General features: G+C 43.9%; 11 protein-coding genes and 3 pseudogenes. 8 read left to right on the forward strand and 6 right to left on the reverse strand.

From position 1 onward, the window contains the following. Positions 1-102: 102 nt before the first annotated feature. From V7K31_RS21090 to V7K31_RS21125, 8 genes are all read left to right on the forward strand, one after another. Complete coding sequence (locus tag V7K31_RS21090; protein WP_335096621.1) at positions 103-741, forward strand: lysophospholipid acyltransferase family protein; 639 nt, start codon at positions 103-105, stop codon at positions 739-741. Positions 742-1162: 421 nt separating this feature from the next. Then, a complete protein-coding gene (locus tag V7K31_RS21095; RefSeq protein ID WP_335096647.1) occupies positions 1163-1480 on the forward strand; it encodes a DUF2288 domain-containing protein in 318 nt (105 codons plus the stop codon). Between the two features lie 63 nt (positions 1481-1543). After that, positions 1544-3979: an endonuclease MutS2 gene (locus V7K31_RS21100; RefSeq protein WP_335096622.1), complete on the forward strand. Its 2436-nt coding sequence runs from the start codon at positions 1544-1546 to the stop codon at positions 3977-3979. Between the two features lie 394 nt (positions 3980-4373). Next, complete coding sequence (locus V7K31_RS21105; RefSeq protein ID WP_335096623.1) at positions 4374-4838, forward strand: hypothetical protein; 465 nt, start codon at positions 4374-4376, stop codon at positions 4836-4838. Between the two features lie 330 nt (positions 4839-5168). After that, positions 5169-5819 (forward strand): Uma2 family endonuclease, encoded by a 651-nt coding sequence (locus V7K31_RS21110; RefSeq protein WP_335096624.1) that lies wholly within the window; start codon positions 5169-5171, stop codon positions 5817-5819. A 508-nt stretch (positions 5820-6327) separates the two neighbouring features. After that, positions 6328-6510 carry a hypothetical protein gene (locus V7K31_RS21115; RefSeq protein ID WP_335096625.1) on the forward strand — a complete coding sequence of 61 codons (183 nt, stop codon included), beginning with the start codon at positions 6328-6330 and terminating at the stop codon, positions 6508-6510. A 258-nt stretch (positions 6511-6768) separates the two neighbouring features. After that, a complete protein-coding gene (locus tag V7K31_RS21120; RefSeq protein ID WP_335096626.1) occupies positions 6769-7374 on the forward strand; it encodes a DUF3038 domain-containing protein in 606 nt (201 codons plus the stop codon). Between the two features lie 230 nt (positions 7375-7604). Then, positions 7605-9272 (forward strand): DUF4335 domain-containing protein, encoded by a 1668-nt coding sequence (locus V7K31_RS21125; RefSeq protein ID WP_335096627.1) that lies wholly within the window; start codon positions 7605-7607, stop codon positions 9270-9272. Positions 9273-9470: 198 nt separating this feature from the next. Here the strand turns inward: V7K31_RS21125 and V7K31_RS21130 are convergent, their stop codons facing one another. The 6 genes and pseudogenes from V7K31_RS21130 to V7K31_RS21155 form a co-directional block, all read right to left on the reverse strand. Beyond that, complete coding sequence (locus V7K31_RS21130) at positions 9471-10925, reverse strand: dihydrolipoyl dehydrogenase family protein (RefSeq protein ID WP_335096628.1); 1455 nt, start codon at positions 10923-10925, stop codon at positions 9471-9473. A gap of 147 nt (positions 10926-11072) precedes the next feature. Next, positions 11073-12131, reverse strand: a complete 1059-nt coding sequence (cobD, locus tag V7K31_RS21135; protein ID WP_335096629.1) for a threonine-phosphate decarboxylase CobD — start codon at positions 12129-12131, stop codon at positions 11073-11075. 26 nt (positions 12132-12157) lie between these two features. Beyond that, positions 12158-12442, reverse strand: coding sequence for an HU family DNA-binding protein (locus V7K31_RS21140; RefSeq protein WP_292753636.1), 285 nt, complete (start codon positions 12440-12442; stop codon positions 12158-12160). A gap of 546 nt (positions 12443-12988) precedes the next feature. Further along, a pseudogene (locus V7K31_RS21145) lies at positions 12989-13482 on the reverse strand (Uma2 family endonuclease); the annotation flags it as partial. A gap of 176 nt (positions 13483-13658) precedes the next feature. Beyond that, positions 13659-13901: pseudogene (locus V7K31_RS21150) on the reverse strand (DUF4360 domain-containing protein); the annotation flags it as partial. After that, a pseudogene (locus tag V7K31_RS21155) lies at positions 13847-14046 on the reverse strand (hypothetical protein); the annotation flags it as partial. The pseudogenes V7K31_RS21155 and V7K31_RS21150, both read right to left, overlap by 55 nt.

Below are 14046 nucleotides of genomic sequence, written 5' to 3' on the forward strand. Positions count from 1 at the left end.
AAATTGTCGAAATCAGTCGCTTGCTTTTCTACAGCTTGGTTGAGTTTGCTCTGGGACTGGCGATCGCTTATGCTAAGTTCAGTTTGATTTGCATTATCTTCTGTGGACAAAAACCGCGAACCGTTTATCAGTCTGGCACTTTACCACGCCTTTAAATGGTCGGTCGTCAGCCCCTTAGTTCACGCCTACTTTCGGGGACAGATTTATGGTACGGAAAATGTCCCCCAATCAGGGGCGCTACTGGTAGTGAGTAATCACGCTAGTTACTTTGACCCGCCGATTGTCTCCAACTGTGTACGTCGTCCAGTAGCGTACATGGCTAAGGAAGAGTTATTTAATATTCCCATTTTGGCACAAGCGATTAAATTGTACGGTGCTTACCCGGTGAGTCGGGGAAATGCCGATCGCACTGCCATCCGTTCCGCCCTAGAATATCTTGATAAAGGTTGGGCTGTCGGTGTTTTTTTGCAAGGTACCCGCACCCCCGATGGTCGAATTACAGACCCCAAAAGAGGTGCATTGCTGCTGGCGGCGAAAGCAAAAGCCCCAATATTGCCAGTAAGTGTCTGGGGTACTGAGGCGATTTTAGAAAAAGGATCGTCCCTACCTCGCGCAGTTCCCATCACTGTGAGAATTGGTAACTTGATTGATGCTCCCAGTTCCACTAATAAAGAGGAATTGGAAGCATTGACACAAAAGTGTGCCACGGTAATTAACGAGATGCATAATTTAGGACGATGAGTTACACAAACTCAGATATATGCTTTAGGGAGGTAGCGATCGCCATTGAGCTTTTGGATGTTTAAAGTCAACCAACTTAGTACAGCTTTGTGTAAAATAGTGGCGAATTGAGGGTTGAAATTTTAACGCAAAGGGGCGCAGAGGCACGCAGAGAATTCGCTATGAACTTATGAAATTCTGTACTTAGTAAATGCATTTAATCCAAAATCTAAAATCCAAAATTGATCCGAGCGGCTTTGAAGCCAAAAACTTTTGCGAGCGATTAAATAATCTTTTATATCTATTCCCATCGCTGGAGTAATTGTATCTTTATTTGAAATTGATGAAATGAAATCAAAAGTTTAGTTATTAATCATTGGTCAGGAAGTACCTTTTAGTTAATAATGTAAAAATAGCCATCTACAAATAAAGATTGGGCATGATGTCGGATTTAAGAGCGGAATTAACAGAAATTTTGGATGAGGCAGAGTGGGAGTGGCTAATTCCTCATGTACAACGAGATGCAGTAATTTTGGTGGCACCTGAGTTAAACTTAGTGGATGTTGGAGTAGCGATCGCCAGTGATCACATACCATCAGTGCAACAGTGGATTGATCAGCAATTGATTACCAAACCCACGACAGTACAGGTAGGAGAATGGAATAGCGATGCTTTCAGCGAGCTACGCCAACGCACTAAGCGATTTAATACCCTCATCGTCCAGCCTTACGTACTAGTGCAAGAAATAGCCGCAGTTTAAGCTAAATAAGTGTCACAGAACGGCTAGAATTGTTACTATAACTTCAGATTTGATGTTGAAACCTTGATCCAATCTGAAACCTTAGAACTATTAGAATGGCATCGCCTCTGTCAGCACCTTGCCACCTTTGCGGCAACTAAGCTGGGGGCGACAGCTGCGCGTCATCTGAAAATACCCGATTCTCAGACCGAAAGCGAACAGTTGCTAGAGCAAACTAAAGAAGTCTACCAACTGGAAACTCGCCTAACCACGGGACTCTCATTTGAGGGAATTCAAGATATTGGCGATTCCCTAGAACGGGCAGAACGCGGCGGAATTTTGACAGGGGATGAACTATTAGCGATCGCTACCACCCTCGCTGGTGTCAGAAATTTGCGCCGTGTCATTGACAATCAGCAAGATTTGCCCATACTGACTGAGTTGGTTGCCGATTTGCGGACTTATCCAGAACTAGAGCAGGAAATTCACCGATGTATTGATGAACGCGCCCAGGTAACTGACCGCGCGAGTCAAAAACTGGGAGAAATTCGCACAGACTTGCGGCGATTACGTATTCAGATTACTCAAAAGCTACAAAATATCTTACAGGCAAAATCTGGCGCAGTTCAAGAACAGCTGATTACGCAACGGAGCGATCGCTTTGTGATCCCCGTGAAAGCACCCCAAAAAGATGCCATCCCCGGTATTGTCCACGATACCTCTACTAGCGGTGCGACGCTATACGTAGAACCGAATTCAGTAGTGCCTCTGGGCAACCAACTGCGGCAGATCATCAGAAGAGAGCAAGCTGAAGAAGAAGCGGTTCGCCGCGTTTTGACCGAACTTGTAGCCGCAGTCAAACCAGATTTGGAGAGGTTGTTAGCGATCGCTACCACTTTGGATTTAGCAACTGCTAGATCACGATATAGTTACTGGCTAGGAGCGAATCCCCCGCGATTTATCCAGCGTGAAGACAATGAAATCATTACCTTGCGGAACTTACGACATCCACTGTTAGTTTGGCAACAACAGCACGAACAAGGACAACCAGTAGTTCCTGTAGATTTGCTGATCAGTCCGCAAATTCGGGTAGTGACGATTACCGGGCCAAATACTGGCGGTAAAACTGTAACCTTAAAAACCTTGGGGTTAGCAGCATTGATGGCGAAAGTGGGTTTATTTGTCCCTGCCCGTGAACCAGTAGAAATACCTTGGTTTGATCAAGTGCTGGCAGATATTGGCGATGAACAATCCTTACAGCAAAGTTTATCCACATTTTCTGGACACATTCGCCGCATTAGTCGGATTTTGGAGGCCATTAGCGATGAGGGAGATAAGGAAGAATCCAATGCCCCATGCCCAATGCCCAATGCCCCATGCCCAATTCCCAATTCCCTAGTTTTACTTGATGAAGTCGGTGCCGGCACTGATCCAGTTGAAGGTAGCGCCTTAGCGATCGCCTTGTTGCAATATCTAGCCAATCATGCCCAGCTAACGATCGCCACCACTCACTTCGGCGAACTTAAAGCCCTGAAATACGAAAATGAGCGGTTTGAAAATGCCTCTGTAGAATTTGACGAAAGTACTCTCTCGCCTACTTACCGTCTGCTGTGGGGCATCCCTGGACGTTCTAATGCCTTAACTATTGCCCTACGCTTAGGATTAAAACCAGAAGTGGTACAACAGGCAAAAACTCAAGTAGGAGAGGCCACAGATGAAGTTAACCAGGTGATTGCTGGCTTAGAAGCGCAACGCCGCCGCCAGGAAACCAAAGCAGCCGAAGCCCAAAGTTTGTTGCAGCAAGCGGAACGTTTATACAAAGAAGTATCCGCAAAAGCCGCAAGTTTGGAGGAGAGGGAAAGCAGTTTGCGGGCTTCACAGGAAATAGCAGTCCAACAAGCGATCGCTCAGGCAAAAGGTGAAATTGCCCAAGTGATTCGCCGCTTACAGAAAGGTACGCCCACAGCCCAAGAGGCGCAGCAAGCCACCAATGCTTTGAATCAAATTGGCCAGCTTTATCAGCCAGCAACGCCAGCAAAACCAAAAGCTGGCTTTATGCCCAAAATAGGCGATCGGCTCCGGGTTCCCAAATTGGGACAGGTAGCAGAAGTGATCGTCGCCCCTAATGAAGATGGGGAGTTAAGCGTTCGCTTTGGGCTAATGAAGATGACGGTGAAGTTAGAAGACGTAGAATCTCTAGATGGTCAAAAACCCGAACCAGTCGTCAAACCCAAACCAGCCCCAGCAGCAGTAACCCCACCACCGCAAAGTGTTCCAGAAATTCGCACTTCTCAAAATACCATAGATTTGCGTGGTAAACGGGTGGCTGATGCCGAATACATTTTAGATAAAGCCATTTCGGAAGCTACAAGCCCACTTTGGATTATTCACGGGTACGGCACTGGTAAACTGCGGCAAGGAGTTCACGCCTTTTTGCAACACCATCCCAGAGTTAACAACTACGAACCAGCAGAACAAGCAGATGGGGGCAGTGGTGTTACCGTTGCTCACATCAAATAAAGTGGCAATAAATGTAACTAGTGAACACTGCTAGTTCGTCCGATTTTTCCTTATAAACCAATACGTTTGGGTTAAGGCTTGATCCTCCCTAACCCTCTTTAAAAAGGCTTGTCGTTACCCACATTTTTATAACAATCAAAGTGTCGCGCAGACAGGTAATCCCGCCCCGAACTTAAGTTCAGTGCTAATAGCTCAAGTCCACTCAAGTGGACTGAAATTTTCGCTTTTACAGAAAATAGCTATTTACATCACTTAAAATCTTATATTTAGTCCTCTTGAGAGGACTTTAGCTATTAGCGTTGGAATTTATTCCAAGGCGGGACTAATACCAATTTTTCATTATTTTGCGTAAGTCCTGGTTAGGATGAAGCAGAAGTTATAGAAGAAAAACAGTATGAAGACCAAGATTTTACCTTTCATTGCAGCTTTTAGCTTTTTTACTAATAGCCCAGCTTGTGCTGAGTATATAGGTGGAGCAAATATCTCAGAGCAAACTGATAGGGTCTACTACATAATGGTCCAAGGTAAAAATCCAGAAAATCCAGCTAATAAAGGTGGAATACTAACATGGACAGACGTAGCTTTTGGTACTGGAATAGCCGCAGTAAGTTATAAATGTGCTGAAAAAAACGTAGCAGCCGATACTGATTTTTATGTACTATACACAATAGGCAAACACAATGGGTGGTGGCAGGTCAATTGTGATTACGCACATAAGGTAGTAAGTGAATTCGGAAAGGATTCTGATGGAGTGTTGATGTTGCTAAATCAGGAAGGACGTAAAGAGTTCTTACATCCTTTATTAATTGTTACTAAACAGCAAGCTAAGAACTTACAAAGACGAAGACAAAATTTTTAGGATGGCAATATCTAGGGGCGTGAGTAATATGAAAGTAGCTAGAGTTGTTCTTGTGTAACAGCTTAATTCTGCTACATTCTCTCTCTCTTCATACTATTTTTTTGTGAAGGTATTGTACTCAGTCAATTATCTATAACCCAATACAGTTCAATTAAGCATTTTTTCCTTGTCTTTATTTGCGTTCTCTGTGTCCTTGGCGGTTCGTTAAAAAAATTGACTTTGACAAAGATTTAAGCCTTAAGTAAACCGTATTGTGTTAGAGGAATATTCGGGAGCAAAATATCACTAACACCAAGCGTATTGTCATTAATGAAGAGGAGGAAATTTGCTATGTTACTTGAACTCAATCAACTAATTGTTAGAGCCGGTCATCAGTTGTTGATTAAAGATGTCTCCTGGTCGGCATACAAACGCATTTTAGCAGAATTGGGAGACAATCGCAGTTCTAGGATAGGTTACAGTCAAGGGGTGCTGGAAATAATGGCTCCATTACCAGAGCATGAAGTAGCTAAAGTTATTATTGGCGACTTGCTAAAAGTTTTATTAGAAGAACTCGATCTGGAATTTTGGAGTTTGGATTCTACGACTTTTGATAAACAAAGTATGGATGCTGGGGTAGAACCAGATGATTGTTTCTATATCCAAAATGAAGCTAAAATTAGGAGCAAAGTTAGAATCAATTTAGAAATCGACCCGCCTCCAGATTTGGCTCTGGAAATTGATATTACCTCCCGCACTCGTTTCAATAATTATCAAGCTTTGAGAGTCCCGGAACTGTGGCGATGGAATGGAAGCAAGTTAGAAATAAACGTGCTTTCTGATGGTAAGTATGTAGAATCAAATACCAGTTATATTTTCCCCAATTTACCAATTTACCAAGTGATTTCCGAATATTTGATGCTAAGTAAAACCAATGGCAGAAATGCGACAATGAAAGCATTTGGGGTGTGGATAAGACAGCAAAATAGTAACCTGATTTAGTTAAAATTGTCAGAATTGGCTACTCAAAAAGTTTGTGGCTAATAGTAGTAATTGAAAGTGCCGTTAGATCCAAAGTCAAGAGACTAGACTTGAGCTTTTCTCATAGGTATAGAGATTCTGTTATTCCTGATTCTATCGGCTAGACTGGTGATGATTATAGACTGATTCGTTTGGGTAAAGTAATGAAATAATGCTGACAATGCTCACCGCATAACCATCACCTCTGCCCATCAAGTTTATAAATGAGTTCTGATAAGCTAAAAATCTTTTAATTTGCATCCTCAAAAAAATGAATCTCTTGTGGGGTGGGCATCTTGCCCGCCCTAGTTGTGCAAATTAAATGCGCGACAGCTTATATGTGTGGTTTGCGGTTAGAACTCTAGTACCAACTAAGTTGGATAAAATCAATTAGCCAACATCTTCAAAGGCTGACTTGATCAAATTTTCATGGAGGCATCAATCGTCCTGATGTTGCCCACCCTGTCCTGAAATAACAGGCTGCACACAAATGAAAATGGGGTGGGATGATGGAAAGCAGCAAGAAGCACCTTTAGCAAACAGGCAAAAGATTTGTCTAAGAATCATGTATACATTAAAACTAAGTAATAAACGTCAAGAAATTTCAAAATTTCAAACTGCAAATAAATTAGGAGGTATTCTAAATAATTACTTAGCGATAATTAGCGGTTAGCATTCAAAACAATAGTTTATTTATACTGTTGTACGGAGCTAGCAGCAAAAGTCATGTAAGCCTTAACTAGAATTGATAATTTTCTACTTTGTCCAAAATAAATTTTCATCTAGAGTAAGACAAAGATACCTGCTGTTTACCACATAGAAAAAATCTAGCTGAAGCCTCTGGCTCATAGCTACGGGAAACCAAGCTTGACGCTTGAGAGTCTGGTTTCAAAATGGGTAACAGCAACATCCTCTATCAGCTTGATCACTTATGCTAAAAGTTATGCACTCGGCCACCAACTCAGCCACCCCAAATTCCCAGTGGGAGGATTTAATCAAGCTTCCAGCCCCAAACACAGTCCAATGGGATAATATCAAAACCCAATTAGACTTGGTGCTGTTGGCGCTAGAAACCTTAACTGGGATTGGTTCAGAGGCTATGCTTTCGGCGGCAACTGATCTGAATTTAGAGTCAAGAGTGCCAGACCGCGTAGCTTTATGGCGACTGCGCCAATCAAATCCCCTACGCAAAGGTCAAGGAGGGCGAAAAAAGCTAGATATCGAAGAAGCGCGATCGCTTGTTCTGATCACTTGCTACCTAGCCAAACAGCACCAGGAATTAATTCGCCGTGCTGTCGGACTGTTGGAACAAATGGCAGAAAATAACCGGGAACCTCACCAGGCTGCTTTACTTGGAGATTATATTGATGCTTTTTGCAACACCTACCAAGAGCGGATGGAAGAGGACGAGCAAATCTCAACGGATTTACTAACGAACCTGGCACTAAAACTGCTTGTAGATTTACTTTTTTACAGTGCTCCTGGTGGGCATCGCCGTCTCTGGCTAGCACTTATAGACCGTTCAACAAAATTTTAAATTTTAGATTTGAAATTCCTCAACCAAAATTCGCTTGTAATTTGTTTGCTAGACAAGGATTCCTTTTGATAGTCCTTAGCTGTTGGGCAATACACTATCAGCACTGCTTCCTCCTGGTACACCAGTTTGGATAACGGAAGGAACCTGACAAAATTCTGAGTGGAGGAATCCGCCGTTTAAACTTTTCTTTTTTTGCAAAATCCCAAATAGTCTTCCTCGCAGTTCCTGCCATGCCTCTATCAAATTCTGTCATTCGTTGCTACACACCCCCGACTTGCACGCTAGAAGTATTCGCGCAAAGCTCACCTCTGTCCCGTTGGATGGGGAAAACTGTCCTCAAACACCTAAGCTTTGAGCTACGTTTTGATGATCCCCGACTACCAGAAGAAAACAGAGTTCCAATTCGGGGCGATCGCGATCAACTCGAAGCCTTATGTGATGCCGTAACAAGCTACGTACAAGAATTCCTCCAACAGTCTCCAGAAAGCTTTTGGGTCAGTTTCTCCGGTACCCACGACTCAAGCACAGCAGTGGATGAGCCGGAATTAAAGTCCTCAATAAAAACATTAAATTCCTTTAATACCCAGATTTCCGGGGCAAATATCCACTTAGAACCAAACAGCTATTTAACTCACAATTTATTTCTCGGTTCTCTCGCCAACCACTCATCTGGCCCCGTAATTAAACTCAGTCTGCTGCAACTATTTGATTTGGCAAGTGCTTTAGATGAATACTCGACTGATGTCATGGCACTCCCTACTCTCAACAGCACGAGTTCGGGTCTGACGTTCCCTACTTGGGCGCCTGTTGCCGCAGTATTAATATTAGGTGTAGGTTTGTTACCAGTTACTTGGCAATATGCTAACAACATTAGAGAAAAGCAACAGCAGACAGCCAAAACATCAGATCCAGCAGCGATAAAGGCTGCTTTAGAACCTTCATCCTCACTAAACTTTCCCACGCCTGAACCCGGACTCAGCACTCCATCAGATAACTTACTAGGTTCCACGCCTCCACTGCCTACATCCAGTTTGCCCCCAGCACCTCTAACAGCCCCTAGTTCTACTAGTTTTTCTACACCGCCCCCTCTAAATGCATTGACAATACCTCAGAGAACGACTGCAAACCTTTCCAGCAATCGAGCGATGCCTTCTCTACGAGAGGCTTCGCCAACGGCGAGCTTCTCTACGAGAAGCTCCGCGAACGCTAACGCACCATCTAGCAAAATCCCAGGACAGGAAATAGCCATATTACCAAATCTGGGACAGAACCTTACAGGGTCAAGTCCCCAAGCTGATGCCCTTCCTGAACGGCGGAATTTGCCACCCAGACTATCTTCTACCACGGGCAGCTTACCAACTAATATCTCACCAGTCCCCCCATCTCTTGGCACTATACCTGATAATAATGGTGGCAATACTCCCACCCAACCCTCCTCACTAAACTCACAACAGCAGCTAGAGGAAAGAATCAATTCCCTACAGCCAACTTCTGCTGGAGAGAAACCTGCTTCACAACTTCCCACCTCTAGAACTGCGGATAATAATCCGTTTATCGATCAATTAGGAGATGGAGGCAAAACCCCCACATCCACAGAAGTAGCTACAGGGACATTATTTGACACACCTCAAATAGCAGAAGCTAGAAAATACCTAACAAAGCGTTGGCAACCACCTACTGGACTAGCACAAACATTAGAGTACAGTTTGACAGTCGGTGTTGACGGCACAATTGAACGAATTTTTCCCCTTAATAAGGCAGCAAGAGAGTTCGTTGATAGCGCTGGTATACCTGAAGTTGGTAAACCTTTTGTTTCTGCCAATACACGCGGACAAAATGTTAGAATTCGAGTCGTTCTCAGTCCTGATGGCAAGGTACAGACTTTTCCAGATAAATAACTAAAGAGCGAGTCAGGTTTGAGGGTCGCCCCTCGCCCATTGGTGTCAACTTAACATAAAAACCAGTCTAAACAAAGCTTTCATAGATTTCCTCCTCAAGAGTCTCCGACTGGGAATGCCTATATGAGGCTCTGCCTCAAGACTTGCGGCATAGCCGCAATTGAATAGCATTTCCAGCCTTCTTGCTGGAAACGAGATTTACAAATTCCAGTTGCGGCAAAAATGGAAAAAGCCTTCTAAAAACTCTTGCAAAGCAATATTGCTATTTAACTTTTGCTTACTCCACTCTCTTGCAGTTTGTTCCAGAATTTCTGAGAAACTAGGATAGACGGGAGATAGATTTGCTAAATCTTTTACTTTAATTTTTTGTGACATTGTTAAAGCAATTAAATTAATCAACTCTCCACTTTCTGCCCCCAATATCGAAGCTCCCAAAATTTCCCCGTTGCGTAGCACAATTAATTTACACATACCAGTGGTTTCGTCCCGAAGTTGGGCTGCTGCCACAGTTTTAAAATACTGTCGCAAAACTAAGACTTCATCTGGGCCAAATTGGCGTTTTGCCTGCGCCTCTGTTAAACCCACTTGCGCCAGCATCGGCACAGAAAACATCGCCCAAGGAATGGAGCGATAATTTACTCGTAACCTGGGGAAAAAGAGTGCATTGTTCAGCGCAATTTTTGCTTCATAATTAGCAATATTGGCAAAGTCGTAACCACCAATTACATCACCACAAGCGTAAATGCGGTGGTTAGTGGTTTGCAGTTTATCATTCACCACTAAGCTACGCCGATGCCATTTCACACCTACTGTTGCCAAATTTAGAGATTCAAGATTCGGCTGATGTCCAGTCGCCACTAAAATTTCATCAGTTTCAATTGCCTTATCTCCTGCTTGAATCCACTTTTTATCCTCAATTAGCCTCACCTGAATTACTGATTTATTGGTGAGGACGCGCACACCTTCGATTTCCAACTGCCCCTGAAGCAGCATGGCGATCTCCGGGTCTAGATATGGGAGAATATAGGGATGCTTGACTACCAGCGTCACACTGCAACCAAACCGGGCTAAAGTTTGAGCGATTTCAATGCTTTGGGGAATTCCGCCGATAATCACCCAATTTTTGGGTAATATCGCTCCCTTTAAGGATTGCCAAATATTAGATAGGGTTAGGTAGCTAGTGGTTTGTAATCCTTCAATTTCTGGGATTTCTGGACGCGAACCAGTGGCCAGCAAATAGGCACGGGCGCGTAGTAGGCGATTGTTAACAACAAAAGTCAGTTGGGGTGAAGATTGAAATTCACCACTACCAACGATAACATCGACTCCCCGCGCGGCTAGGATGGCGGGAGAATGCTGTTCTTTGAGATTTGAGGCGACGCATTGAGCATAGAGCATCGCTTCTTGCCATGCCATAGATATTTGGCATTCTTCTGAGGTATGAGTGTGTGTGGCATGAATACCAAAACTAGGGGCATCATTCAATTTTTGCGCCAGTTTACCAATTTCGGTAAGAGCATGGTGATGAGTAAACCCATAGTCTACTTTCGGTTCCACCAGGGCAACTGTAGCACGTAGTTGAGTTGCAGCAAGGGCAGCGTAGTATCCAGCAAGACTGCCGCCAATAATTACAATATCGTAGTCAACGGTCACGCGAATTTAAAGTTAGAGTTAGGAATTAGGAATTAGGAGAGACGCGATTAATCGCGTCTGTACAGGAATTAGGACTAGAGACGCGATTAATCGCGTCTGTTAAGAATTAAAACCCTTCTTCAACTTATAACTCCTAACTTATAACTCCTAACTTTTTTTTAGCGCTGTTAGTAAGCGTTGGTTATCGGACTCTTCACGTACAGCAATCCGGAAAAAGCGATCGCCTAGTTCTTTAAAGCTAAGGCAATCGCGGATTAAAATCTGGTGGTGCTTGAGTAATTGTTGCTGTAACTGCGAAGTAGACTCTTGGGACTCAACCAGTAAAAAGTTAGCAGCACTTGCTTGGGGTTGCAATCCTGGGATTTTAGCTAAACCCTGAAAGAGTTGGTTTCGTGCAGGTGGTAGCCATGCCCAGGTTTGCTGCTGAAACTCCGGATCTTGGAGTGCCGCAATTGCCGCCGCCGCAGCTAAGGTGTTTACGGGCCAGGGATCACGCCATAGCTGCCATTTAGCTAGGCAGTCGGGGTGTGCGATCGCATATCCTAATCGCAGTCCTGGGAGACTGTAAAATTTGGTCAGCGATCGCAATACTACTAAATTCGGATATTTCTGTACCACCGGAATCAGGCTTTGTTCCTCATTGGGCGGCACAAAATCCATAAATGCTTCATCCACCACAACCAAAGCAAATTGCTCTAAATAGGGCAAAATACAGTCCCGCGAAAATAGCTTTCCGGTTGGGTTGTGCGGGTTATTCAGAAGCAGTCCTTTGTCCTTTGTCCTTTGTCCTTTGTCAATGACCAATGACCAATGACCAACGACTAATGACAAAGGACACTCCAGCACTTTAGCGTTGTATGCTGCCAAGGTTCGGTAGTAGTCGCCAAAGGCTGGAGTTATTAAAATTGTCGCGGCTAATTGAGCTAATTCCCTACCGATTAAAGTGAGTAATTCTGCGGAGCCGTTACCCGGCAGAATCCACTCAGGCGGCAATTGATGGAAGTGACTGAGAGCTAGTCTCAGTTCACTATAATTTGGGTCTGGATAGTGCTTAAGATTACCAAGTTGGGACAGGATAGCAGCGATCGCGCTGTTTGGAGGCCCCAACGGGCTGATGCTAGCAGAAAAATCCAGAATAGCATCAGGGGGACAGCCAGCCAGTGCTGCTGCCCAGGCTAAATTTCCCCCGTGTGCAGGTTGCCGCATTAAAAAAGGGTTCCCGAAGACAGAACCTATGCTTTTGGGGGTGCTACCTTTTCTCTAAACAGTTTTCCTGCGGAGAAAGCAGGAACCCTGGTCGCTGGGATTTCCATCTTTTCATTTGTTTTCGGATTGCGACCCTCGCGGGCTTTACGTTCCCGTGATTCAAATGAGCCAAATCCTACCAACGTTACCTTATCACCAGAGGAAACCGCTTCAATAATCGTTTCTAAAGCGGCAGTTAAGACTTGATCCGCTTGTTTCTTGGTAACACCAGCCTTTTCAGCTACGGCATCAACTAATTCACCCTTGTTCATATCAAACTCCTGAAGGTTTACTTGAGATTCTTTACGGATGCATCTTGACACATCTGTACTGAAATCTCGGTTCACGGAAATACAAAAATCATCCTTTGGGAGTATTTTTACTCAAAATCGCTGTACATCCCATCGGCTCGACTTTTCAATGAATCATTCTAAGGTGTTGTAGCCTAATGTGGATAGATGAAACCATTAATTTATATAGATTTCAGGATGTTTTGTAATATTAGGGTAGTTCTTTCCGGAAAAAACACCCCAAAAGTAGGAAAAAATACCTAGTAAATACCGCGATTGCAAGGGGAATAGAGGAGTGGGGAGGTGGGAGATCGTTAGTATTTGTTGGGATTAATTACCGATGTTGAAGAGTTGTTGCTGAGTCATAAGTAAATATCTCGTCCTGCCACAAGTTTTCATGTATTTAAACTACATCTATGGTATAGGCACAGCATTGGTCATGGGTGTCAACTTAAGGTTAACTTTTACGCCCTCGTTCCCCAGGCTCATTCTGTACTCAGAATCAGTGGTGGGATATCCAGGCAGGGAAATCTCCTTCACCCACACAGGCACAAAAGTAGGGCTGGTTTGGACTTCTGAATATTGCCCACCTGTAAGTGTGTAAACTCGCAATACACTGCTGTTATAATGCCAGAATTCGGTGACTGCGATCGCAGCATAAGCCTCAGATTGTCTATTGCAGACCTGGAATGTTCCACCGGGAGCATGTCTGGGGGTGGATCGATTGCTATGTTAATATTTTCTTGATCTCGAACTAACGGTTCATTTTGGATGTAGTAGCTACTATCTGGCTCTGCTTCCTGCTCTAAATCATCTCGCGTTAAAGTTAGCGAACCAGCACGTTTAATTTCCCAGCCCAACTCTTCGCACAATACATCAACACAAACTTCTATTAAGCGATTTGAGTTTTCGCGCGGCATGAGTGGGGCGATAATTTCTATAGTTCCATTGTCATCAGCAAATCGGGAATTACGCTCTCAACCCATTTTAGCCAGCATGGTTTTAAATATTTGCCAACTGATGTTTTGGAGTAAAACCCTATTTTCTGCCGCACATTAGCCTTATTAGGAGGTCATACCCCCTAATCGTCAGTTGTATCCTTGAATAAATCGGGGATCTAAATCTAGCTTAAGTAAGTGACATTCCACCCTACTAATTGGTGTAGTGAAACGCCCAAAAATTACGAATTAGTAATTAGTTAGCAGGGGCGATATCTGAGGTGAAAAACCAAACCCTGAGCGAGATCAAGGGTGTCAACGGTGGCTATCCCGACACCAGTGGCGCGCATTGAAGTATTCACCCGCATATTTACAGTCGCGCCACAGCCCGACCAAATATTAGCATAGGTCGCCAAGCTATCTCGAACGAAATAGTTATTTTCGCCGATCAAATTCCGAGTAAAGACTGGGCCTGGGCCAAAGAAAAAGTACTCTGCTCGTAGCTTCCCAGTGGTTGCGGGACTAACATAGCCCCGATAATCAGCATCGTAGAAGGAAACTTGTGCGATTCGTTGCTTAGTGAATCACGGTAATCAGTCCGTACATAACTAAGCCAGCCCGACAGCAGATTACTGTCACTAAAGGCTG

The sequence above is a fragment of the Nostoc sp. genome, from assembly GCF_036917675.1.
Lineage (GTDB): Bacteria > Cyanobacteriota > Cyanobacteriia > Cyanobacteriales > Nostocaceae > Nostoc.